Annotated in this window: 21 protein-coding genes; 10 read left to right on the top strand and 11 right to left on the bottom strand. The window is 66.6% G+C overall.

What is annotated here, in order from left to right:
• Positions 1 to 75 precede the first annotated feature (75 nt).
• Positions 76 to 1,584: an efflux transporter outer membrane subunit gene (locus V7082_RS08620; protein WP_334147684.1), complete on the bottom strand. Its 1,509-nt coding sequence runs from the start codon at positions 1,582 to 1,584 to the stop codon at positions 76 to 78.
• Positions 1,585 to 1,888: 304 nt separating this feature from the next.
• Here V7082_RS08620 and lhgO point away from each other — a divergent pair, with 304 nt between their 5' ends.
• On the top strand, positions 1,889 to 3,085 hold the full coding sequence (gene lhgO / locus V7082_RS08615; RefSeq protein ID WP_334147683.1) for an L-2-hydroxyglutarate oxidase: 1,197 nt from the start codon (positions 1,889 to 1,891) through the stop codon (positions 3,083 to 3,085).
• A gap of 33 nt (positions 3,086 to 3,118) precedes the next feature.
• Here the strand turns inward: lhgO and V7082_RS08610 are convergent, their stop codons facing one another.
• The 4 genes from V7082_RS08610 to hemN all read right to left on the bottom strand — a co-directional run bounded on the left by V7082_RS08610 (position 3,119) and on the right by hemN (position 7,512).
• Entirely contained in the window at positions 3,119 to 4,240 is a 1,122-nt protein-coding gene (locus tag V7082_RS08610) for a glycosyltransferase (protein WP_334147682.1), read from the bottom strand.
• Positions 4,241 to 4,289: 49 nt separating this feature from the next.
• Positions 4,290 to 4,994, bottom strand: coding sequence for an ABC transporter ATP-binding protein (locus V7082_RS08605; RefSeq protein WP_334147681.1), 705 nt, complete (start codon positions 4,992 to 4,994; stop codon positions 4,290 to 4,292).
• A 12-nt stretch (positions 4,995 to 5,006) separates the two neighbouring features.
• Positions 5,007 to 5,786 (bottom strand): ABC transporter permease, encoded by a 780-nt coding sequence (locus V7082_RS08600; RefSeq protein ID WP_334147680.1) that lies wholly within the window; start codon positions 5,784 to 5,786, stop codon positions 5,007 to 5,009.
• Positions 5,787 to 6,162: 376 nt separating this feature from the next.
• Entirely contained in the window at positions 6,163 to 7,512 is a 1,350-nt protein-coding gene (gene hemN, locus V7082_RS08595) for an oxygen-independent coproporphyrinogen III oxidase (protein ID WP_334147679.1), read from the bottom strand.
• A 162-nt stretch (positions 7,513 to 7,674) separates the two neighbouring features.
• Between hemN and ccoN the strand changes: the two genes are divergently transcribed.
• Genes ccoN through ccoS form a run of 8 tightly spaced genes read left to right on the top strand, consistent with a single transcriptional unit; the run spans position 7,675 to position 15,644 of the window.
• Complete coding sequence (ccoN, locus tag V7082_RS08590; RefSeq protein ID WP_334147678.1) at positions 7,675 to 9,339, top strand: cytochrome-c oxidase, cbb3-type subunit I; 1,665 nt, start codon at positions 7,675 to 7,677, stop codon at positions 9,337 to 9,339.
• A gap of 14 nt (positions 9,340 to 9,353) precedes the next feature.
• Positions 9,354 to 10,088: a cytochrome-c oxidase, cbb3-type subunit II gene (gene ccoO / locus V7082_RS08585; RefSeq protein ID WP_334147677.1), complete on the top strand. Its 735-nt coding sequence runs from the start codon at positions 9,354 to 9,356 to the stop codon at positions 10,086 to 10,088.
• Between the two features lie 7 nt (positions 10,089 to 10,095).
• Positions 10,096 to 10,326 carry a cbb3-type cytochrome c oxidase subunit 3 gene (locus V7082_RS08580; protein ID WP_334147676.1) on the top strand — a complete coding sequence of 77 codons (231 nt, stop codon included), beginning with the start codon at positions 10,096 to 10,098 and terminating at the stop codon, positions 10,324 to 10,326.
• The gene (gene ccoP, locus V7082_RS08575; protein ID WP_334147675.1) at positions 10,313 to 11,185 is read left to right on the top strand and encodes a cytochrome-c oxidase, cbb3-type subunit III; all 873 of its coding nucleotides are present in this window, start codon (positions 10,313 to 10,315) and stop codon (positions 11,183 to 11,185) included. Before V7082_RS08580 ends, ccoP begins: the two co-directional genes overlap by 14 nt.
• A 40-nt stretch (positions 11,186 to 11,225) precedes the next feature.
• Entirely contained in the window at positions 11,226 to 12,740 is a 1,515-nt protein-coding gene (gene ccoG, locus V7082_RS08570; RefSeq protein WP_334147704.1) for a cytochrome c oxidase accessory protein CcoG, read from the top strand.
• Complete coding sequence (locus V7082_RS08565; RefSeq protein ID WP_334147674.1) at positions 12,737 to 13,255, top strand: FixH family protein; 519 nt, start codon at positions 12,737 to 12,739, stop codon at positions 13,253 to 13,255. Before ccoG ends, V7082_RS08565 begins: the two co-directional genes overlap by 4 nt.
• The gene (locus V7082_RS08560) at positions 13,240 to 15,483 is read left to right on the top strand and encodes a heavy metal translocating P-type ATPase (protein WP_334147673.1); all 2,244 of its coding nucleotides are present in this window, start codon (positions 13,240 to 13,242) and stop codon (positions 15,481 to 15,483) included. Before V7082_RS08565 ends, V7082_RS08560 begins: the two co-directional genes overlap by 16 nt.
• Entirely contained in the window at positions 15,480 to 15,644 is a 165-nt protein-coding gene (ccoS, locus tag V7082_RS08555; RefSeq protein WP_334147672.1) for a cbb3-type cytochrome oxidase assembly protein CcoS, read from the top strand. Before V7082_RS08560 ends, ccoS begins: the two co-directional genes overlap by 4 nt.
• Positions 15,645 to 15,715: 71 nt before the next feature.
• On the opposite strand, the gene V7082_RS08550 is transcribed toward ccoS, so the two are convergent.
• Positions 15,716 to 18,385 (bottom strand): bifunctional acetate--CoA ligase family protein/GNAT family N-acetyltransferase, encoded by a 2,670-nt coding sequence (locus V7082_RS08550; protein ID WP_334147671.1) that lies wholly within the window; start codon positions 18,383 to 18,385, stop codon positions 15,716 to 15,718.
• A 97-nt stretch (positions 18,386 to 18,482) separates the two neighbouring features.
• The gene (locus V7082_RS08545) at positions 18,483 to 19,118 is read right to left on the bottom strand and encodes a hypothetical protein (RefSeq protein ID WP_334147670.1); all 636 of its coding nucleotides are present in this window, start codon (positions 19,116 to 19,118) and stop codon (positions 18,483 to 18,485) included.
• 196 nt (positions 19,119 to 19,314) lie between these two features.
• Between V7082_RS08545 and V7082_RS08540 the strand changes: the two genes are divergently transcribed.
• Positions 19,315 to 20,040 (top strand): response regulator transcription factor, encoded by a 726-nt coding sequence (locus V7082_RS08540; protein WP_334147669.1) that lies wholly within the window; start codon positions 19,315 to 19,317, stop codon positions 20,038 to 20,040.
• A 37-nt stretch (positions 20,041 to 20,077) separates the two neighbouring features.
• Here V7082_RS08540 and V7082_RS08535 read toward each other — a convergent pair whose 3' ends face one another.
• From V7082_RS08535 to V7082_RS08520, 4 genes are all read right to left on the bottom strand, one after another.
• The gene (locus V7082_RS08535; RefSeq protein WP_334147668.1) at positions 20,078 to 21,712 is read right to left on the bottom strand and encodes a hybrid sensor histidine kinase/response regulator; all 1,635 of its coding nucleotides are present in this window, start codon (positions 21,710 to 21,712) and stop codon (positions 20,078 to 20,080) included.
• 457 nt (positions 21,713 to 22,169) lie between these two features.
• Complete coding sequence (locus tag V7082_RS08530) at positions 22,170 to 22,526, bottom strand: c-type cytochrome (RefSeq protein ID WP_334147667.1); 357 nt, start codon at positions 22,524 to 22,526, stop codon at positions 22,170 to 22,172.
• 12 nt (positions 22,527 to 22,538) lie between these two features.
• Positions 22,539 to 22,859 (bottom strand): c-type cytochrome, encoded by a 321-nt coding sequence (locus V7082_RS08525; protein ID WP_334147666.1) that lies wholly within the window; start codon positions 22,857 to 22,859, stop codon positions 22,539 to 22,541.
• A gap of 44 nt (positions 22,860 to 22,903) precedes the next feature.
• Positions 22,904 to 23,638, bottom strand: a complete 735-nt coding sequence (locus V7082_RS08520; RefSeq protein ID WP_334147665.1) for a sulfite exporter TauE/SafE family protein — start codon at positions 23,636 to 23,638, stop codon at positions 22,904 to 22,906.
• Between the last annotated feature and the right edge of the window lie 2 nt (positions 23,639 to 23,640).

Genomic DNA, 23,640 nt, shown 5'->3' with positions numbered 1-23,640 from the left:
CTAATGCTAATGTCATTGTACGAGCAACCGGCCGCCTGCCCACGCTGCGCGCCTCCGGCAGGGAGAAGCTCCGGCTCACTCCGCGGCCGCGATAACGCTCGGTTCGCGATCCCACCAGCCGCCACCGAGGGCCTGGAAAAGCGCGGCCGTATCCGCGAGCAGGAGTGCGCGCGCTTGAATGACGGAAAGCCGCGCCTGCTGGTAATTCTGCTGCGACGTAAGCAGAACGGAGATTGCGACCTGGCCCGCGCGCAACTCCGTCTCCACCATGTTGAGCGCTTTCTCGGATGCTTTCTCGTAGGCGAGCGCGGTCCGAACGGCATTGTTGTCCGCTTCGATTGCGCGCAGCACATCGGCCACGTTCTGCACGGCCGTCAGAACGGTTGAGTGATAGACGGATGCCGCCTCGAGGAAGGCGGCCTCAGAGGCGTGTTTCTGCGCTCGCAGCGTGCCGCCCTCGAAGATCGGCTGCATGACGCTCCCCGTCAGCGACCACACGAGAGATTGGGGCGTAAACAGATCTGACAGCAACCGCGCCGAGGATCCGACATGGCCGCTGATGCCGAACTGCGGCAGAAGGTTCGCGGTTGCGACGCCGATCTCCGCGCTTGCGGCGTGGACCTGCGCTTCCGCACCCCGCACGTCGGGACGCTGCTCGATGAGCTGTGAGGGCACGACGACCGGCAGGGTGCGCGCGAGACGGATATCATTCAGGCTCGTCGGAGCCCAATCCGCGTCAGCGGGAAAATTCCCGGTCAATACCGCAATCAGATTGCGTTGCTGCGCATAGGCCTTTTCGAGGGGCGGCAGGAGCGCTTGCGCCTGTGCGAGCTGGGCTTCCTGAGACGCGACGTCGAGACCCGATGCCGTGCCCGCTTTGAACTCTTTGTCGAGCACACCGAAAATGCGCTTGTTGATGCTCACGATGTCGCGCGTGGCCGCGATCTGATCGGCAAGGGCGGCTTCTTCGATAACGGCCAGGACGACGTTCGTTGCAAGCGTGAGATAGGTGGCTTCCAGCTCGTAGTATTGCGCATCCGCGACGGACATCAGAGCTTCGACGGCGCGGCGGTTCTTCCCCCACACGTCAGGGACGAACCCGACATTCACCTGCGGCGTATGGAGCGTGAAGATTTCACCTTTGTATCGCGACGGCGCGGTCTCGGGGGCTGCCAGCTTCTGGCGTGTTGAGGCCCACTCTCCGCCGACCTGCGGAAAAAAGGCTCCTTCCTGAGCGCGAACGTTCCATTTGGCCTGCTCCAACGCGGCGATGGCCTCGCCGACAGAGGGGTTCTGCGCAAAGGCCATATCGACCAGGTTGTTGATCTTGCTGGAGCCGTACACCAGCCACCATTGGGCCGGCACGTCGTGGGACTCGACGAAACGTTGCGCATCGTTTTTGACGGCTGGCGCCTCATTGCCGGGGAGGTAGCCTGCGGGGAGGCCAAGATCGGGACGAATGTAATCGGGGCCGACCGCACACCCGCCGGCAGACACTGCCCAACAAACAATCCCGCACTTGAGTAGCGCGGCGGCGCTCGACAGTCCGGTTCGCGTCTGGTGCTTTGCAGCCTTTCCAGGCATTGAAGGCCCTCGCCGAGAGAGTGCAAAGCCTTAATGCGAGTCGGATATCTACAAGAGAGAGGCGCACGAAATTATTTCGTGCACTGAGATGATTCGCGGAGCCACGCGCGTCGCAGGCCGGCCCCCGTCGGTCAGGGATGACGACGCGGTCTCACCTTCGCCACTCGCGCTTAAGCTATTGGACGTGCTAGCCTACCAAGCTCCAATTCTTGCGTGCGGGACTTGGAGACTGCCCGCCCGCTTGCCGTCCTTCCGTACATTCGGGCGAGAGCGCAGGCGTGAGAGACTTCGGCACGGATCAGCCATGACATACGACTTTTGCGTCATCGGCGGCGGGATCGTCGGGCTCGCGACGGCCATGAAGCTTCTCGAGATGCGGCCGGGCGCAAGCCTCCTGCTGCTCGAGAAGGAGGCGCGCGTCGGCGTGCACCAGACCGGGCACAATTCAGGGGTCATCCACGCCGGCATCTACTACAAGCCCGGCAGCGCCAAAGCCAAGTATTGCGTGGCCGGTGCCGTTGCCATGCGCGCGTTCTGCGCGGAGCATCGCATTCCGTTCGAGATGTGCGGCAAGCTGATCGTGGCGACGAACCCGCTCGAGGAACGGCGGATCGCCGAGCTCTTCGAGCGCGCCACGGCAAACGGGCTCAAGCTCGAGCGTGTGGGCGCGGCGGAGCTTCGCGAGCGCGAACCTGCGATCCGCGGGACGGCCGCCCTCCTCAGTCCGGAAACCAGCATCGTCGATTTCGTCAAGGTCTGCGAGACGATGGCGCGGCGCGTGGAGGCGGCCGGGGGCACGATCGTTCTCGATACCGCCGTGGATCTCGTCCGGGAGACGGGCAGCGAGGTGGAGATCGGCTCCGGGGAGAGGCGCTGGTCGGCGCGCCGGCTCGTCGTCTGTGCGGGGCTTCAGTCCGACCGCATGGCGCGGCTCGCAGGTCTCGCGGTCGATTTCAGGATCGTGCCGTTCCGCGGCGAGTACTTCAGGCTTCCGGCAGAGAAGAGCGGCCTCATCCGCCATCTCATCTATCCCGCGCCGGATCCGACGCTGCCGTTCCTCGGCGTGCATCTGACGCGCATGATCGACGGCAGCGTGACGGTCGGTCCCAACGCGGTGATCGGGTTCGCGCGCGAGGGCTATCCCAAGCTCTCGTTCGACCTGCGCGACACGCTGAGCTTTGCCGGCTTTCCCGGTTTCTGGACGCTCGTGTGGAGGCACCGGCGGCATGTGCTGCGCGAGCTGCGCGGCTCGCTCTCGCGCGCCGCCTATCTCGAGGAGTGCCGCAAATACTGTCCGAGCCTGACGCTTGCCGATCTGCTTCCTTTCCGCGCCGGCGTGCGGGCCCAGGCCGTTCTTCGGAACGGGGAGGCGGTGGAGGATTTCCTGTTTCTGTCGACGCCGCGCATGCTGCATGTCTGCAACGCTCCGTCGCCGGCTGCGACATCGGCCCTGCCGATCGGGACGATGGTTGCGGCGCGGCTGCTCGGGACGGCTGCGTGAGGCACGCTGAAGCCGGGCCGTGGGACGACGGGCTCAGATGCGGGCGCGACGGAGCGGGGCCTCGTAGAGAGCGACGTAGCGGTCGACCATGCCGGTGGCGGTGAGCTCGCTCTCGTAGCGGGCACGGGCGCCGCGGCCGAGGTCGCGTGTGAGATCACCGTCGCTTAGCAAGGCGCGCATCGCGGCTGCGAGCGCCTCGGGGTTGTCCGGTGGTACGACGAGGCCCGTCCTGCGGTCGATGTTGACGAACGAGGTGCCGGTGCCGATCTCGCACGTCACCATCGGCTTGCCGAACATGGCGGCCTCGATCAGCGAGAGGCCGAAGGCCTCCGATCTCAGATGCGACGGGAACACGAAGGCCGTGCAGAGATCGAGGAGGGCCGCTTTCGCCTCGTCCGGCACCGCTCCGACGAGGTGCACATTCCCTGCGCCGATCCGCCGGGCCTGGTCCGTCAAGTGCGCTTCGAGGGGGCCGCTGCCCGCGATGACGACATCGGCCTCGATATTCGGGGCCGCATCGATCAGGGCGTGGAGGCCCTTGTAGTATCGCAAGACCCCGACGAACAGGAAGAACGGGCGCGGAAAGCGCGTGCGCCAGCGTGCTGTCTCCGCTTCGCCCGCGCGGGGGTAATCCCTCTCGTCCAGGCCCAGGGGAATGACGGAGACGGAGTGCGCATGGCGTCGGAGAACGGGGCTCGACGAGGCGTAGTTCGGCGACGTCGCGACGATGTGATCGACGCTCGACAGGAAGCGATGCATCACGGGGCCGTAAAGCCGCAGAAGGACTCGCTGCTTTACGATGTCGGAGTGATAGGTCACGACGGTTCTCGCGCGGCGCGGGATCGTGAAATGCGCAAGATCCATCAACGGCCAGGGGAAGTGATAATGGATGACGTCCGCTTCCGCCCCGAGCCGGCGAAACTTGGAGAAGAAGTCGAGCGACAGGCCCGTCGAAGCGAGCTCGAGGCTCAGCTTCGCCTTGACGGCCCGGTGTCCGTCGGTCTCGGCCGCGCTCTCGGCGGGCTTGCGGCTGAGCGAGAGGACGTCGCTTCGTATGCCGCGGGCGGCGCACCCTTTGGCCAAGGCGTGAATCGTCCGTTCGACTCCGCCGAACGTATCGGGCCAATAGGTCTTGTAGACGTGAAGGACCCGCACTTTCCTGTTTCCCTTTAGGTCAGGACTAGACGCCCCGGCTGCGGCCCCGTCATTCCTCGAGCAGTTTGCCGTGCTCGAGCCTCAGCCGTCGCCGGCAGAAGCTCGACAGGAGGTCGGCGGAGTGGCTGGCGATCACCACGATGCTTGCCTGCTCCATGAATGCGGTAATGCGCTTGCGTGCGCGTTCCTGGAAGCTCGTGTCGCCAGCGCCGATGATCTCGTCGATCAGGAGGATCTGCGGGTGAATGGCGGTCGAGACCGCAAACAGCAGCCGCGTCATCATGCCGGCCGAATAGGTTCGCACCGGTACCGAAAGGAACTGTCCAAGCTCGGTGAAGGATTCGATGTCCGGGATCGCGCGCTCCGCCTCGGCGAAGCTCGCGCCGTTCAGGATGGCCATGCGGATGATGTTGTCGTAGCCGGTCAGCTCCGGATCCATGCCGGCGCCAAGCTGGAACAATGTCGAGATGCGTCCCTCGACCGTGACGGTGCCGACGTTCGGGTAGAAGATGCCGGCCATGGTGCGCAGGAGCGTCGTTTTTCCGGATCCGTTGTGCCCCGTGATGCCGACGCGCTCGCCGTCGGCGATATGAAACGATATGGAATCGAGCGCACGCACCGTCACCTTGGCGCCCGGCTCGCGAAGGAATTTGCCGCCGGTGCTGATTGCGACCAGCTCCTTGCGCAGGCTCATGCTGCCGGCATTCAGGATGGGATAGTCGATGGTGACAGCGTCGAAGTGAATGTAGGCCATGGGATGCGCTCGTCAGATCCAATAGGGGAGCTTTCTGCGCCCGATCTGTGTGGCCTGGAGGGCGATGAGCCAGATGGCGGCCGCTATCAGCGCGACCCAGACATACGTGCTCAACGGCGGAATCTTTCCAAGCAGGGGATCGCGGATGACGCTGATCCAGTAAGCGGCCGGATTAAAAAGAATGATGCTCGATCGGGCGCCGATTTGCTGCGGCGTATAGAGGACGGGACTAAGGAAGAACAGGATCGGGAGGAAGGAGATCACGAGCGGCTCGATATCGCGGTATCGGGCTCCGAGGTAGCCCACCGCTTGCGCAAGTCCCCAGAGCGTCAGGGCGACCAGAACGGCTCCGAGTAGCGCGAGCGGAAGGTAAAGAAGGCCTGCCGGCTCATAGAACGCGACAATGGCCAGGATCACGATTGAATTGTGCGCGAAATTGACGACCTGACGGAGGACGAGCTGAAGGCTGAGGGAGAATGTGGGAATCCGCTGGTTTTTGATCAGCGATTCCTGCCGGTAGAAAACCGCCGGTGCCTCGGTTAGGCAGCCGGCGATGAGCTGCCAGGTCACGAGGCCGATGGTCAGCGGCGGAAGGACATGTGATTTTTCGAGTTTGAAAAGCTCGCTCCATACGAAGCCCAGTCCGGCGACGCCGATGGCGGTTCCAAGCGTAAGCCAAAGCGGGCCGAGGGCGCTTCTCCGATATCGCGCCTTCGTGTCGCTTATGGCGAAATGGATCGGAACCCGAAGGTTGCGAGCGGTTTCAGCAAGCTCGCGAACTGCAATCTCCATGCTCCGATCTCCGGCTGGACCATTCGGTCGCGAGGACGGCTGGCGGCGCAGGCGCCGTCATCTCGTCGAATGAAACAGCGTCCGGTCCTTTGCTGCGGTGTTGAGGCCGGGGTGGATGCTGACGGCGCGCCCTGGCTCCGGGGCGGAGCGGACCCTAGGCGAGGGGAGACGGCAAGGGCAAGAATGTTTCTGGCAGCCGGCGGCGGCTCTCCCACAGGAAACGGTTCCGTGGGTGAGGCGATTGCGGGCATCGCACGAGCGGACCCGGACGGCAAGGGTCCAAACTGCGGGAAGCGGGAGATGCGAACGGCGTCGAAATTTTAGAGGTTGAAGCCGGTTGGCCGTCAGATCCGCGTATCCTGGTTTCGCCCGCGGGTCATACGCCGGCGGCGTGGCGGGCGGTCGATTGGTCGAGATAGATGTCGAAGCAGGCGCAGACGCTGCGCACGAACGCGCGGCCGTGCTCGGTGATGCGGAACCCGTCGTCCGTCGGCTCCGTGATGCCGTCGTGGTCCGCTTCGAGGACGAGGGCGCCTTCCTCGATCAGCGGCTCGGCGGCCGCGCCGAAGCGTGCGCGTAGGTCCCTCTCCGAGAACGTGAGATCGCACATCAGGCGCTCGATGACGTGGGCGCGGATACGGTCGTCGCCGGAGAAGGCGAGGCCGCGCGCCGTGCCGAGGCGCTGCTTGGCGACGCGCTCCTGATAGTCGGGGACGCGGACGGCGTTCTGCGTATAGCCCTGGGGAAAGCGGCTTATGGACGAGGCGCCGAGCCCGATCAGGGCGGCGGCCGTGTCGGTCGTGTAGCCCTGGAAGTTGCGATTGACCGGGCCGACGGCGATGGGATCATCTGGCTTCGCGAAATGATCGAGGCCGATGCGCACATAGCCGTGCGCCAGGATCCGGCGGGCGATGCGATTGGCCTGGCCGAGCCGGTCGACGGGGCCCGCGAGCGCGTTGGTGTCGATCAGGCGCTGATGGCGCATCTTATCAGGCAAATGAGCATAACCAAAGACGGCGATGCGATCGGGATCGAGGGTCAGAACCTGATCGACCGTGCGCTCCACGCTTGCCTGGGTCTGGCCGGGAAGGCCGTAGACGAGGTCGACGTTCAGGGAGGTAAGCCCCGCGTCGCGCAGGCGGGCTGCGACATCGGCCGTCAACTCGTAGGACTGGTGCCGGTTGATGGCGCGCTGCACGGCCGGATCGAAATCCTGGACGCCGATGGAAACGCGGTTGACGCCCGCCCCGAGGAAGGCCTTCACGCGCTCCTGGTCCATGAACCGCGGATCGATCTCGACCGCGAACTCGCTGGTTGCGTCGATGTTGAACGCGTCGCGCGTGCGCTCCGCAAGGACCGCGATCTCACCGGCCGAGAGTGCGTTGGGTGAGCCGCCGCCCCAATGCAGATGCGTGACCCGGTTGGAGGCGGGAACGAGTGCGGCGACGTGCGCCATCTCCTCGCACAAGGTTTCCAGGTACGCGGACACCGGCTGGGGGCTGTTGACGACGGTGGTCGCGCACCCGCAGTACCAACACAGCGAGCGACAGAACGGAATGTGGAAATAGAGTGAGATCGGGGCGTCGGCGGGAAGCCCGCTGATCCATGCTTCGGTATCGCGCGGGCCGATCGCGGTGGTGAAGTGCGGCGCGGTTGGGTAGCTCGTGTAGCGTGGCACGGGCGCGGCATAACGCTGAGCCAACGTCTTGAGGGTGATGGGGCGCATGGATCGTTCCAGGCTCGCTCGTCGATTGGATGCGCTGGCGTCGTCAAACTCTTCCTAACGCCGTCCGTTTCGTGGCAGATTGATCTTGATCAAGGATTGCCGGCGGCACTACGCACAGTGTCGCTGAATTATTTTTCCGCATTTTGCGACGGGCGAGGGGCAATGAAAGCAACCAGCGAAGAGGTAATCGCGGTCTCGGGCGCCGGAGCGCTGTTGGCCGCGGCGATCGGCGTGTCGGTCGGCGGGCTGCTGGCGTTCGCGGGGCTCGACGAGGCCATCCGTTTTCACGGCCTGCTCATTCTCGCTGCGTGCGTGGGAGGCGGCCTCTACGTCCTCTCGAACCCCCGCCAGGGCGGCGTTGCCGAGCAGGCGCAGTACATGGACGGGCCGATCAAGTTCGCGACCATTGCCGCGGTATGCTGGGGCGTCGTCGGGTTCCTCGTCGGCGACATCATCGCCTGGCAGCTCGCCTTCCCGGATCTCAATTTCAATCTGCCGTGGACGAACTTCGGCCGGCTCCGGCCGCTTCATACCTCAGCGGTCATTTTCGCGTTCGGCGGCAACGTGCTGATCGCGACTTCGCTCTACGTCGTGCAGCGCACGTGCCGTGCCCGCCTCGCCGGCTACTGGACGCCCTGGTTCGTGGTTTACGGCTATCAGGTGTTCATCGTGCTCGCCGCAACCGGCTACGTGCTGGGCGCCACCCAGAGCAAGGAGTATGCGGAGCCGGAATGGTACGTCGACATCTGGCTCACGATCGTGTGGGTTGCCTACCTGCTGGTGTTTCTCGGCACGCTGTGGAAGCGCAAGGAGCCGCACATCTACGTCGCGAACTGGTTCTATCTGGCGTTCATCGTCACCATCGCGATGCTGCACATCGTCAACAACCTGGCCGTGCCGGTGTCGTTCCTCGGCTCGAAGAGCTACGTGCTGTTCTCGGGCGTCCAGGACGCGATGACGCAGTGGTGGTACGGACATAACGCGGTGGGCTTCTTCCTGACCGCGGGCTTCCTCGGCATCATGTACTATTTCATTCCGAAGCGGGTGGAGCGGCCGGTCTATTCGTATCGTCTCTCCATCATCCACTTCTGGAGCCTCATCTTCCTCTATATCTGGGCGGGTCCGCACCATCTGCACTACACGGCCCTGCCCGACTGGGCGCAAACGCTCGGCATGACGTTCTCGATCATGCTGTGGATGCCGTCCTGGGGCGGCATGATCAACGGCCTCATGACGCTGTCCGGCGCCTGGGACCGCCTGCGCACGGACCCCGTCGTGCGCCTCCTCGTGGTGTCGGTGGCGTTCTACGGCATGTCGACCTTCGAAGGGCCGCTCATGTCCATCAAGGCGGTGAACTCGCTCAGCCACTATACGGACTGGACCATCGGACACGTGCATTCGGGTGCGCTGGGCTGGGTCGGCATGGTGTCGTTCGGCGCCATCTACTGCATGCTTCCGTGGCTGTGGAAGCGCGAGGGGCTTTATTCGCTGCGCCTCGTCGAGTGGCATTTCTGGATCGCGACGATCGGCATCGTGCTCTACATCACGTCGATGTGGGTGTCGGGCATCACGCAGGGCCTCATGTGGCGCGCCACCGATGCGCAGGGCTTCCTCACCTACTCGTTCGTCGAGACGGTCGAGGCAATGCACTGGCCTTACGTCATACGCGCCGTCGGCGGGCTCCTGTTCGTGATCGGCTCGCTGCTGATGGCCTGGAACACCTGGAAAACCGTGCGCGGCGACAAGCCGGTGGACATCAAGGACCAGCCGCGCGTCGCAGCGGCACCCGAGCTGCGCGGGGCGCCGCTCGCAGCCCCGGCCGAGTGACGGAGAACGGACACATGAGACTTTCGCACGCGTTCTTCGAGAAGAACTCCTTGGTGCTGCTCATCGGCATCCTGATCGTCGTCTCCATCGGCGGTCTGGTGCAGATCACGCCGCTGTTCTTCCTCAGCTCGACCATCGAGAAGGTGCAAGGCATGCGGCCCTACTCGCCGCTCGAGCTTGCCGGCCGCAACATCTACATCCGAGAGGGGTGCTACAACTGTCACAGCCAGATGATCCGCTCGCTGCGTGACGAGGTGGAGCGCTACGGGCATTACAGCCTCGCCGCGGAGAGCATGTACGATCACCCGTTCCAGTGGGGCTCGAAGCGCACGGGGCCGGATATCGCCCGCGTCGGCGGAAAATACTCCGACGCCTGGCATGTGGACCATATGAAGGCGCCGCGCGAGGTGGTGCCGGCGTCGGTGATGCCGGGGTATCCGTTCCTTGCCGAGCGCAAGCTCGACGGCGCCTCCATCGCCGAGGACATGAAGGCGCTCCGCATCGCGGGCGTGCCCTATACCGACGAGATGATCGCCAATGCGAGCGCCGACCTTGCCGGGCAGGTCAATCCCGATACGAAGGCTGGAAAGGCCGTGCTCGAGCGCTACCCCAAGGCGCAGGTGCGCAAGTTCGACGGCAACCCGGAAGGGGCTCTGACCGAGATGGATGCGCTGATCGCCTACCTGCAGATGCTCGGCACGCTGGTCGATTTCACGACTTTCGATGCCGCGGGTCCCAACTTGCGATGAGGGCGCGATGAGCTACCAGGACGTGGCCGGCTGCTCGCAGATCGTTGCCATGGTGATTTTCGGAGCGGTGATGGCGGGCGTGCTCGTCTACGCGCTGCGGCCCGGCAACAGGGCGAGGTTCGACGCGGCGGCGCGGGTTCCGCTCGCGCTCGACGACGACGAACCCGGAGGACGGGCCAAAGGGCTCTCCATCCTGCGCGACGAGGACGAAGAGGGGCAGCCAAATGGCCGGACATAAGGAGATCGACGCCGTCACGGGCACCGAAACGACGGGGCACGTCTGGGATGGCGATCTCAAGGAGCTGAACAAGCCGCTGCCCAGGTGGTGGCTGTACGTCCTTTACGCGTGCATCGTCTGGGCTATCGGCTACTGGATCGCGTTTCCCGCGTGGCCGTTCCTCGACGGCTATACGAGAGGGGTGATCGGCTACAGCCAGCGCAATGAGGTGGCAAAGGACTTGGCAGCCGCCAAGGAGTCGCAAGCGACGTACCTCGCTGCCATTGCCGAGCGCACGCCGGCCGAGATCGAGAAGGATTCCAGTCTCATGGAGTTTGCGTTGCGGGGCGGCGGTGCGCAATTCGCCAACAACTGCGCGCCCTGCCACGGCCGTGGCGCCCAGGGCTTCAAGGGCTATCCGAACCTCAACGACGACGACTGGCTGTGGGGCGGAACGCTCGAGGAGATCGAGCAGACGATCCGCAACGGCATCCGGTCGGGCCACTCGGACAGCCACGAGAGCGCCATGCCGCGGTTCGGGATCGATCAGGTGCTGACGACCGCCCAGATCTCGGATGCTGCAACCTTCGTGTTGTCGCTCTCGGGTACGCCGGGCGATGCGGCTGCCGTCGAGCGCGGAAAGGCGATCTTCGACGAACAGTGCGCCGCCTGTCACGGACCCGAAGGCAAGGGCATGCGCGAAATGGGTGCGCCGAACCTCACCGACGGCATCTGGCTCTTCGGCGGCACGAAAGCCGATATCGAGGAGACGATCCGCACCGGGCGCGGCGGCGTGATGCCGGCGTGGGACGGAAAGCTCGATCCCGTGACCATCAAGATGCTTGCAATCTACGTGCACGCGCTGGGCGGCGGCAAGTAACCGTCGAGGAAGTAGCCGGCGGAGGCGGCCCGTGACACCGATGGAGCCCGTATCGAAGTTCATCCACGAGGCGCATTCCGGCGAGGCAGCGCCCGGCGTTCAGCGCATCGATGTGGATGCGGTCTCGTCGAAGGAGCTGCGGTCCTACTACGCGTCGCGCCAGCCCATCTATCCCAAGCGGGCGCACGGCACGTTCCGTTCGGTCAAGTGGATAGTGATGGCGGTGACGCTCGGCATCTACTACCTCCTGCCGTGGATCCGCTGGCATCGGGGACCGGGGCTGCCGGACCAGGCGTTCCTGCTCGATTTCGCCAATCAACGGCTGTACTTCGGGCCGATCGAGATCTGGCCGCAGGAGCTCTATTTCATCACCGGCATCCTGATCGTGTCGGCGCTCGGCCTGTTCCTCGTCACGTCGCTCGCCGGCCGCATGTGGTGCGGGTATACCTGCCCGCAGACGGTGTGGACCGATCTCATGATCGCCGTCGAGCGGTTCTGGCAGGGCGACCGCAACGCGCGCATGCGTCTCGACCACTCGTCCTGGACGTTCGAGAAGATCTGGAAGAAGACGGCGACCCACGCCACCTGGCTAGCGATCGGTCTCGCTACCGGCGGCGTGCTCGTCTTCTACTTCCGCGATGCGCCGACACTCGCCCGCGAGCTCCTGACCGGCGAGGCGCCCGTCGTCGCCTACGTGTTCATGGGACTCTTCGCGTTCACGACCTATCTCCTGGGCGGCATCGCGCGCGAGCAGGTCTGCATCTACATGTGCCCGTGGCCGCGCATCCAGGCGGCGATGTTCGATGCGGACTCGCTGATCGTCTCCTACAAGGGCTATCGCGGAGAGCCGCGCGGACCGCACAAGAAGGGGCAGACGTGGGACAATCGCGGCGATTGCGTCGACTGCAAGGCGTGTGTGGCGGTGTGCCCTATGGGCATCGATATCCGCGACGGCGTCCAGCTCGAATGCATCCAGTGCGCCCTCTGCATCGATGCCTGCAACGATATCATGGGGAAAGTCGATCGGCCGAGGGGGCTGATCGCGTATGACACGTTCCGCAATCTCGATGCGACGGATGCGAGCGAGCGGCGCCCTGTGCGCTTCGTCAGGCCGCGCACGGTGCTCTACTCGACCCTGATCGCGATCGTGCTCGGGATCATGGGCTGGGCGTGGATGACGCGCTCCGCCGTCGAGGTCAGCGTGATCGCGGATCGCAATCCCCTGTTCGTCAAGCTGTCCGACGGCGGGATCCGCAACGGATACACGCTCAAGATCCTCAACAAGCGCCACGCGGCGCAGAGGTTCTCGGTGAGCGTCGACGGCATCGCGGGGACGGAGGTCGCGATCGTCGGCCATGAGGCGCGCAACGGGCCCGAGTCCGATATCGTCGTCGATGCCGACGCCGTCCGTGCGCTCAAGGTCTACGTCACCGTGCCGCTGGGCGCGAAGGCCGGCCTCTCGGGGGGCTCGACGCCGCTCAGCTTCGTCGTGACGGATCTCGAGAGCGGCGCGCAGGTGATCCGCGACGCGGCCTTCCGGAGTCCGGGGCCATGACGGCGTCCAGGATGCCGCCCGGGCCGAGCCGGGGGCTCTCCGGCCGGCAAGTGCTCGCGGGGATACTCGTCTTCTTCGGTCTCATCGTCGTCGCGGATGCGACCCTGATCTACAAAGCCGTCTCGACGTTCGGCGGCGTCGACAACGCCAACGCCTATCGGGACGGCCTCGCTTACAACGAACGCATTGCGCGCGAGGCCAAGCAGGCCCAGCTCGGCTGGAGCGAGACGGTCGAGCTTCTGGCCAACCCGGCGCGGCTCAGGATCTCGCTCAAGGATGCGGGCGGCACCGTGCCTCCGGGCCTCCGGGTCGAAGCGACGCTCGGCCGCCCCGCCACCAATGTCTCGGACATCGCCCTGCGCCTTGCCGAGGTCGGCCCGGGAGTGTTCGAGGCGCCGTTGGAGACCGCGCCGGGGACGGGCGCCTGGATCGTCACGGCGCGCGCCTATGCCGCCGATGAGGCTGCGTCCGATCCGCTCTACCAGGTGCGGAGGCGCCTATGGGTCGCGCCCTGACGGCTCCGCTCGCGACAGCGGATCGCTCTCGCCCGCTCGGGCGCGCGCCGTCGTGCGAGACGGTCTCGCTGGTCGTCGACAGCATGCATTGCGGGGCTTGCATCGCGACCGTCGAGCGGACCTTGCGGCGCACGGCGGGCGTCAAGGATGCGCGTGTCAATCTCTCGGCGCGGCGCGTGAGCGTCACGTACGACGAGGCCGAGACCGGCGTGCAGCCCCTCATCGACGCGCTCGCACGCGAGGGCTACCCGGCGGCGGAATCGGTCGAGACGACGAGCGAGCTCGATCGGCGCCGCGCGGACGACCTTCTCCGCCGCCTCGGCGTCGCAGGCTTTGCGGCCGCGAACGTCATGCTGCTCTCGGTTTCGGTCTGGGCCGGGGCCGTAAGCGACATGGACCAGACGGTCGCATCCCTCTTCCACTGGCTCTCGGCGCTCATCGCCATGCCGTCGATCGTGTATGCGGGACAGCCGTTCTTCCGCTCGGCGGGCGCGGCGCTCAAGGCACGCCGGCTCAACATGGACGTGCCGATCTCGCTCGGCATTACGCTGGCCACGGCCATGAGCCTGTTCCAGACCTTCCGCGGCAGCCATCAGGTCTATTTCGACGCCGCGATCATGCTGACCTTCCTTCTGCTGATCGGGCGCTATCTCGACGAGCAGGTGCGCCTCAAGGCGCGCGGCGCGGCGGAGAACCTCATCGGGCTCAAGGCGCTCACGGCGACGGTGGTGAGTGCGGACGGCCGCGCGGAGCGGATGCCGGCGCGCGCGCTCGCCCCGGGCATGCGGGTTCAGGTCGCCGCCGGCGAGCGCATCCCCGTCGACGGGCGGGTCGTCGCGGGGACGACGGACATCGACGAGAGCCTGATCACGGGCGAGACGCTGCCGCGCGTGGCAGCTGCGGGGAGCCTCGTGCATGCCGGCACCGTGAATATGGCGGCCCCGATCACGATCGAGGCGACGGCGACGGACGACAACACGCTGCTCGCGGAAATCGCGCGGCTCATGCAGGCGGCGGAGCAGGGACGCGGGCAGTACGTGCGCCTCGCCGACCGGGCCGCGCGGCTCTACGCGCCGGTCGTTCACGTACTCGGGGCCTCGACGTTCGTCGGCTGGATGCTCGCGGGCGCCGGCTGGGAGACGTCACTGACCTACGCGATCGCGGTGCTGATCATCACCTGTCCGTGCGCGCTCGCGCTTGCGGTCCCGGCCGTGCAGGTCGCGGCGACCAGCCGCCTGTTCGGCAAGGGTGTCATCGTCAAGGCGGGCGATGGGCTCGAGCGGCTCGCGCACGTCGATACGGTCGTGTTCGACAAGACCGGCACGCTCACGCGCGGCGAGCCGGTGCTGCGCAACGGGGACGACATCGCGGAGACGGCGCTCGCGGCCGCGGCATCGCTCGCCGTCGCCAGCCGCCATCCCTATTCGAAGGCCGTCGTCCATGCGGCGCGCGAGCGCGGCGTTGCGATCGTCGCCGCGGCCGGAGTCCGCGAGGTGCCGGGGTCCGGTCTCGTCGGGGCGCGCCCCGGCGGCGGGGCGTTGCGGCTCGGCTCGGAGGCCTGGGTTTCGGAGGCATCGGGCCCGGGTGAGGCGGCGGCATGCGGGGGACAGACCGGGTCGTTGTGGTTCTCGGACGGCGAGGGACCGGCGATCGCGCTCGATTTCGAGGATACCGTGCGGCCTGACGCTGCCGACGTGGTGCGCAGGCTCGCGGCCGCGGGCTATGAGGTGTTCCTGGTTTCGGGCGACCGCCAGCCGGCCGTGGCAAAGGTGGCCGAGGCGGTCGGTATCGCCGCGTGGCGGGCGGGCGTGCAGCCGGACGGGAAGATCGCCTTCGTCGAGCATCTGAAGGCGCGCGGGCGGAACGTGCTGATGGTTGGTGATGGCCTCAACGACGCCCCGGCGCTCGCGGCGGCCAACGCGTCGATCTCGCCCTCCACGGCCGCGGACGTCAGCCAGACGGCGGCCGACGCGGTGTTCCAGGGCAAGGCGCTGGCGCCGATCCTCGAGACGATGCGCGTCGCCGGCGCCAGCCAGCGCATGTCGCTTGAGAATTTTGCCATCGCCATCGGCTATAATATAGTGTTCGTTCCGCTTGCGGTTGCCGGCCACGTGACGCCGCTGATCGCGGCGCTCGCCATGTCGTTGTCCTCGATCGCAGTCACGGTCAACGCGCTGCGCTTGAGAAGCCGACGGCTCAACCTGGTTCCGGCAAGGAGGTCGTCATGAGTGCGCTCGGCTGGCTCATCCCTTGCGCGCTTGTGCTCAGCGGGATGGGGCTCATCGCGTTCCTGTGGGCGCTGAACTCGGGGCAGTTCAAAGATCTCGACGGCGCAGGGTGGCGCGCCATTCAGGACGACGGCGACGAGCCCCTGCCGCCCGAACGCTAGATCCTCGATCGGAGCCGCGCTTTCAGCTTGTGCCGGGACCGATGCGTCAGGCTTCGCACCGACAGGAGCGATCACTTGAGCGTCAGGGTTGCGTGGCGCACGGTCGTGTCCGAGGCATCGGGCTCGATGACGAACCCGAGCGATTTGCACATCTCGAGCATGGTCGTGTTGGTCGCCAGCACCTCGCCGAAGAGCGTGCCGAGGCCCTCCGCGCGCGCGTAGGCGATGAGGTGCTGCATGAGCATCCAGCCGAGGCCCTTCCCCTTGAGATCGGAGCGGACGAGGATGGCGTACTCGGCGCGCGTGTAGTCCGGATCGGCCGCAAGCCGCGAGACGCCGAGCAACTCGCCGCCCGAAAGAGCGACGAAGGCCATCTCGCGTGCGTAATCGATCTGCGTGAACCGCGCCACGAAGCGGTGGGCGCGGTGCGGCTTCGCTGTGAAAAAGCGCATGCGCATGTCTTCGGGCGACATATTGGCGAAGAAGTGCTCGTAGAGGGGCTCGTCCTCCGGCCGGATGGGGCGCACGTGCACGGGGCCGATCTTCGGCACGACCACGCTTTTCTCCCAGGCGGTCGGGTAAGGGCGGATGGCCATCGGGCGACGCGGCGCGACCTTCGGGTCGGCGACGCGCATGCGTGCGTCTAGCGCGATGCATCCGTTATTGTCGGCGAGCAGCGGGTTGATATCGAGCTCGCGCAGCTCCGGATGATCGGAGATGAGCGTGCTGACGCGCACAAGCACGTCGGCAATGGCGTCGAGATCGGCCGCCGGGCGGTTCCGGTAGCCTTCGAGCAGCTTGTTGATGCGGGTCTGGCGCATCATGTCGCGGGCGAGCCCGCGATCCAGCGGCGGCAAGGCGTGGGCCGTGTCGTTCATCACCTCGACCGCCGTGCCGCCGGCGCCGAACAGCAGCGTCGGGCCGAAGGTCTCATCCTCGCTCATGCCGACGATGAGCTCATGGGCATCGGGCCGCTCGATCATCGGCTGGACGACCCAGCCTTCGAGGTGCGCGTCGGGCCGCAGCCGCGCGATGTCGGCGGCCATGGCGCGCGCCGTCTCGCGCGCCTCGTCGGCGCTGGTGATGCCGAGGCGCACGCCGCCGACGTCCGACTTGTGCGAGATATCGTCGGAATGGATCTTGATCACGCAGGCGCGGTGGGATTTCAGGATCTCGGCGGCGGTCGCGGCGACGCTGTCGGGATCGGCGCAGCGGATCGTCTGGGCCACGGGAATGCCGTACGCCTGGAGCACCGCCTTGGCCTCGAACTCCGTCAGCATGCTTTCGCCGCGGGCCAGCGCGGCCAGCATGATCTCGTGCGCCCGCTCGCGGTCGAACACGACTTCGCCGGGGCAGGCGGGGGGCGTTCGCATCAGCTCGTCCTGCGAGCGGCGGTAGCGCACGAGCTGCATGAAGCCGTCGATGGCAGCGGTCGGCGTCTCGAATGTCGGAATCCGCGCTTCGGTGAACATCGCCCGGCTCTTCGCGGCCGCGCTTTCGCCGAGCCAGTTGGTCAGCACCGGTTTGGCGCGCGGCCTCGCCGCCGCGGCGGAGATGGCTTTGAGCACGGCGGCGGCGCCTTCGTCGCTCGACGCGAGCGCGGTCGGACAGTTGATCACCAGCACGGCGTCGGAGGCGGGGTCGTTGAGGAGCGCGTTCATCGCGGCCTCGTAGCGGTCGGCACCGGCGTCGCCGATGATGTCGATGGGATTGCCTTTCGACCACGTGGCGGGGAGCGCTGCGTCGAGGGCTTCGATCGTCTCCGGCGAGAGCTCCGCGAGCTTGCCGTCGTAATCTTCCAGGCGGTCGGCCGCGAGCACCCCGGCACCGCCGCCATTGGTCAGGATGGCGAGGCGCTCTCCCTCGAGGCGCGGCGTGAAGGAGAGCATCTCCGCGGCCTTGAACAGGCTGTCGAGATCCTGCACGCGGACGAGGCCCGCGCGGCGAAAGGCGGCATCGTAGACGGCGTCGGAGCCTGAGAGCGCGCCGGTATGGGAGTGGGCCGCCTTGGCGCCGGCCTCGTGGCGTCCGGACTTCAGCACGATGACCGGCTTGGCGCGGGCCGCGCGGCGGGCGGCCGACATGAACTTCTGGGCGTGCGTCACCTGCTCGACATAGAGGAGGATGGCGCGGCTTTCCGGATCGCCGGCGAGATAGTCCAGCGTGTCGCCGAAGTCGACGTCGGCCATCTCGCCCATCGACACGACCTTCGAGAAGCCGATTCCGCGGCCTTGCGCCCAGTCGATGACGGCCGTCACCAGCGCACCGGACTGGGAGAGGAAGGCGAGGTCCCCCTTGGAGGGCATGCAGTGGGCGAAGCTCGCATTGACGCCGAGGTGGGGCAGAATGAGGCCGATGCAGTTGGGGCCGAGAACGCGCAGGCAGGCCGGACGCGCCGCCTCCAGCATGCGCTGGCGCAAATCGGCGTCGAGGCCGGCAGTGATGACGACGGCGGCGCGCGTGCCGTGGCGTGCGAGATCCGCAATCACCCCCGGGACCGTGTCGGGCGGCGTGGCGACGACCGCGAGATCCGGAGCGTGCGGAAGGGCCGCCACAGATGGATGACAAGGGACGCCGTCGATCGTGGCGTGACGCGGATTGATCAGCTGAATGTCGCCCGTAAAGCCGCCGGTCCTCAAGTTCGAAGCGACGATGCGTCCGACGCTGCCTCTCTTCTCGCTCGCCCCAACGAGAGCGATGGAGGCCGGCGAGAACATGAACTCAAGGTTTCGAACGGTCATCCGGGGATCCTTCGCGCGATCGGGCCATGGCTTCGGAATAGCGCACTTGCACCATCGCGCCCATGCCGGCCGTCGTTTTTTCGGGTGTGCCGTGCCGTTACGACGAGGGGCCTGCGCTGGGGCGCGCCTCTAATGCGCCGTTGGCGTAGCGGTCGTCGGTGAGCGTGTCGGGCGGCGATCCCGTGGCCTGCAAGACGTCGTGTGTCAGCAGAACGTCGCATTTCGCCTCGAGCAGGGCGCGGGAGACCTGGCGCTGGCGCTCGGGGTCGGGGGCGTGAATGATGACGACCGCGGCGCCGGCGGCCAGATGATGCACGAGGTTCTGGAACAGCCTCTGCAGGAGGCCGGGCGTGATGCCCTCCCCGCCGTGCGGGATCCTCCCGTTCAGCGTCAGGGCTGCAAACGGCGCGAACTTCGCCAATGCCGTCGCAAGCTTCGCTGCGAGCGCGCCGGGGCTCTCGAGGTAATGGATGGTCAACCGCCCGTCCGTTACGGTCCCGGTCCTCGTTTCGCCCGGTGCGCCGTCCTGCATGACGAGCACGTCGCAGGAATCGGGCTGCAGCTTCCCCAGTACCGCATAAGCCCCCGGCGGCTGGTCGAATATTCCGATGACGAAGCGGTCCCGGACGGATTCGTCCGTCGGTTCACCCCCATACAACTCTGGCGAGAGATCGGCAGCGGAGGGCGATCTGGCGCTTTTCCGGCCGATATCGTCGCGCGGTGTCGATCTCATCCGGGCACAGCCCCTCATTCGGCCGCCCGAGAGCCTCGGTGCAAGCCGAAATTGCAATCTTTGGTGTCGTAGTAAGCCCTCCGGGCGTATGCCGCGTATGCTGCAATTGTGAGATTGTGTGACATGATGTGACAGCGGCGGTGCGGTATACGGCTGCTAAGTGGCAACTGCCGGTGTCCCCAAGGCTTTCCGACCCATGCCCGATACGATTCTCATCGTCGATGACGAGCCCGGGGTGCGCACGCTGTTGCGCACGGGGCTCGAGGCCGAGGGCTTCTCCGTGGTCGAGGCCGGTAACGGCGCCGAGGCCGAGAGCCAGCTCGCCGCCCAGCCCATCAGCCTGCTGACGCTCGACCTCAAGCTCGGGGGCGAGGACGGGCTCAAGCTCGCGCGCGACCTGCGCGCGAAACGCAATACCCCGATCGTCATGATCACGGGCAAGGGCGACCCCATCGATCGCGTGGTGGGACTTGAGCTTGGGGCGGACGATTACATCGCCAAGCCGTTCCTGATGCGGGAGGTCGTCGCGCGCGTGCGGGCCGTGCTCAGGCGCTATCAGGCCGGTGACCCGGGTATGGCTCTCGAGCCGGCCGCTTGCGACGGCTCGCGCCATGCCTTCGAGGGCTGGACCATGGACACGCGGCGGCGGGAGGTGGTGATGCCGGACGGCACGCCCTGCGACCTCACGACGGCCGAGTTCAACCTGCTCCAGATCCTGGTCCAGCGCCCCGGCCGGGTGCTGTCGCGCGACGAGCTGATGGACCTTCTCAAGGGGCATGACTGGACACCGATGGACCGCTCGATCGACGGCCTCGTCGCGCGGTTGCGCAAGAAGATCGAGCCCGGCAACGAGCGCCCGCAGCTCGTCAAGACCGTGCGGGGGGTCGGCTACGTGTTTGCGGGCACCGTGAAGCGGGTTTAGGGCAGGGGCGACGTGCAGGGGCGGATGCGTCCGCCGCTCACTCCTGCAGCGCTTCATGCAGCGCCAGGGCGAGATCCGCACGCTTATAGGGCTTGCGCAGAATGGCGACGTCGGCCGTGCCGGGCTGCGTCTCCTCGGCCGCATAGCCCGTGGTCAGGAGAACTCTGATGCGCGGCGCGTGCTCGCGGACCCAGTGGGCGACGTCATAGCCCGATACGCCACCCGCCATGACGATGTCGCTCAGGACGACCTGTATGTCGTCTTCCGATTGCAGGATGCGGATGGCGGCGGCTCCGTTCTCGGCTTCGAGGGCGACGTAGCCCAACCCCTCCACGCGCTGCAACGTGAGCTCGCGGACCTCGGGATTGTCCTCGACGACCAGCACGACCTCACTGTTCTTCGAGAGCGGGACGGTTTCGGCGGGGCCGGCTTTGGTCTCGGTGGTTTCCTCCGTGCGCGGGAGGTAGAGGTTGACGGTCGTGCCGCGGCCCGGGGCGCTTTCGATGGACGCGTGTCCCCCCGACTGCTCGGCGAAGCCGTAGACCGTGCTGAGGCCGAGACCCGTTCCGCGTCCAGGCTCCTTGGTGGTGAAAAACGGCTCGAAAGCGCGTTCGAGCACCGCCGGCGACATGCCGTGGCCGGTATCGCTCACCGAGATCAGCACGAACTCGCCGTTGCCGGGAATGCCCGCATCCCTGGCCGTCGCGTTACGACTCTCGATGACGAGGTTTCCGCCTTCCGGCATGGCGTCGCGCGCGTTGATGGCCAGATTGAGGATGGCATTCTCGAGCTCGCTCGCGTCGGCGCGCGTGCGGCCAACGTTGCCGGCCAGCATGGTGGTGAGGGCGATGGGCTCGCCAAGCGAGCGCTGCAGGATCTCGGTCAGGTTGAGGATCATCTCGTTGACGTCCAGAACCTGCGGCGTGAGACGGCGGCGACGGGCGAAGGTGAGAAGCCGCTTGGTCAGCGCGGCGCCCATGTCCGCCGCGTCGGCGGCGCGTTTCAGGAACGCCGCCTTCGGCCCCAGCTCGGGATCGGCGCCGAGCAGCTCCAGATTTCCTGTGATGATGGTCAGCAGGTTGTTGAAGTCGTGCGCCACGCCGCCGGTCAACTGGCCGAACGCCTCCATGCGCTGGGCCTGGATCAGGGCCGCGTGCGCTTCCTCGCGGCGGCGGATCTCGGCCTCGAGCGCCCGCGTGCGGTCGGCGACGCGCGCCTCGAGTTCGGTGTTGGCGGCGGCGAGGGCCACCTCGGCGAGCTTGCGGTCCGTCACATCGCGCAGAACGACCATGTAGGACTTGCGGCCGTCGATCATCTGCTTTGCGATGGAGGCTTCGGCCGGAAACTCCGATCCGTCCTTGCGGCGCGCGAAGATCTCCTGGCGCTCGGCCATCTTGCGGGCGGCGATCGGTGAAGCGGAGAAATCAGCGACGTGGCGGGTGTGCCTGGATCGCATGCGCTCGGGGATCAGGATGTCGAGCGGCTGGCCCATGATCTCGGAGGGGCGGTAGCCGAACATCGTCGCCGCGCCCTCGTTGAACAGGGTTATGCGGAGCCTGTCGTCGAGCGAAATGATGGCGTCTGCGGCAATGGCGAGAAAGGCCGAAACCTGAGCCTGGGCCAGCTCCGCATTGCTCGAAGCCGGGTGCGAAGAGGGTGCGTCCTTGGCCATGCCGTATGATCACCTGGGTCGACGAGGACCGTGCCAGGGCTCTCATCTGTTGAGCCTTGGGTTGCAGCCTCGTTATTCGATGGAGCATCGATTGGGCCAAGGCTCGCCAAGGGCCGGACAATCGTCGGACGCGACGCATGCCTCGCACACGGTTTGACGCCGCCCTTGGCCGAGCCTGCTACCCTGGAGGGACGCGGTCCTTTCCCGCTGCCGGTTCGTCGCGAAAGCTTGCAGAGCAAGAGAGGTCTACTGCGCTTCCGCTCCTCTCGGCCGCGCGAAAGTCCTCGCGTCAATGCCCATCCGATTATGGGGTCGCAGCCTAGATCATCGTCGAAAAGCGAACAAGGATCTCACGGGCGCGCAGGCCATGAGTCGCTTCGGTTTTCCTCCGACGGCGCCGTGCCGTGCCGGGATGCGCATCCGATCCGGGAGGGGCCCCTACGCGAGGGGCGGCGTCTCAGTCGCCCGCGGGAGGGTTCTTCTGCTCGAGCGTGTGGAGGTAGGCTACCACGCCGGCAATCTCGTCCGGCGAAAGGACGAACTCCGGCATGTCGGCATGTCCGGAGGTGATGCCTTCGGCGAGGGATTCTTCAAGGCTTTCAGGAGGGTATCGTTTCACGACGTCGCGGAAGGGTGGAGCCTCGGCGTGCGGGCTCGTGCCGTCCGGGCCGATCGCATGGCACCGGCTGCACCGGGACTCGAGGGCGTGACGGCCCTTGTCGATCGCCGTGGGCTCTGCCGGGGCCGGCGTCGCCGCGACGAGGCAAAGGAGGGCGACAGAGGTCCGAGCTCGGGATCTGGCCTTAAGCACCATCGCGCGCGTCCGCTATTTCTGCCTGAGGCTCATGATGTAAGCGACGACATCGTCGCGCTCCTCGGCCGGAATGATGAGGTTGGGCATGGTCGGATGGGACGTCTGCAGCCAGACGATCAACGCGCGCTCGGTCATGCCGGGCGTGTTGGCTATCGTCACGAAGTCCGGCGCATCCTCGGTGGGCAGGGTGTCCTCGGCCGGGGTTTCGACGCGGTGGCATTCGGCGCAATGCGCGCGTGCGTAGGCGAGACCTTCCGTAGCGTTGCCGATCTCCCCGGCGTGAACCGCAGCCGGCGCCGACAGCGCCATCGACATCAAGACAATCCGTGCCATGCGCATGAAACGTTCTCCGATGACTGGATCACTCTCCCCGCCGATCATGGGGCACCGCCAGCGTGGGTCAACGCCGCGCGCTCGCCGGGTGCGCAGAGGGCATCAATTATGCTGTGGGGAGTCCAGACCGTCATAAAGCCGAGTATCCCAATCGAGATTCCGGCGATGCGCCGCATGCTCTGGCGCGATCCCAGGACGGTGAGCGCGCCGAAGCCGGCGGTTGCCGCCAGGAGACCGGGCAGCGTCCCGGCGCCGAACGCCGTCATGACCGAGGCACCGCCGGCGGCGGATCCGCTGAGCATGGCCGTGAAGAGTGCGCCGTAGACCATCGCGCACGGCATCATGCCCCACGCGAGACCGCCCATCAGCGCGGTCGGATAGCGGCCGAGCCGCGGCACCGCGGTGCGGGCGAGGCGGTCGGCCAGGGGCGCGAGGGCACGGTCGAGCAGCGACAGCGGCGGAAGCAGGCCCGCCGTCGAGAGGCCGATCCACATGAGCGCAACGGCGCCCGCCCACTGCACGAGGCGGAAGGCGATCTCGCGGTCGAGCCAGGCGATGGCGGGCGCGCCGAGCGCTCCGACCAGGGCGCCGGCCAGGGTGTAGGACAGGATGCGGCCGGCGTGCGTCAGCGCCGCGATGCGGGCGCCTTCGGCGGCGCTCCGCGGGGCGCCGAAGTGGAGCAATCCGACGGACACGCCCGCACACATGCCCGCGCAGTGAAGGGTGCTCGCGAGCCCGAGACCAAAACCGGCGGTGAGGAGAAGGCCGTTGGGGTCCATGG

Origin of the sequence: Hyphomicrobium sp., from assembly GCF_036833075.1 — a bacterium.
Taxonomy (GTDB): Bacteria; Pseudomonadota; Alphaproteobacteria; order Rhizobiales; family Hyphomicrobiaceae; genus Hyphomicrobium_C.
This window is presented reverse-complemented; position numbering and strand designations above follow the sequence as displayed.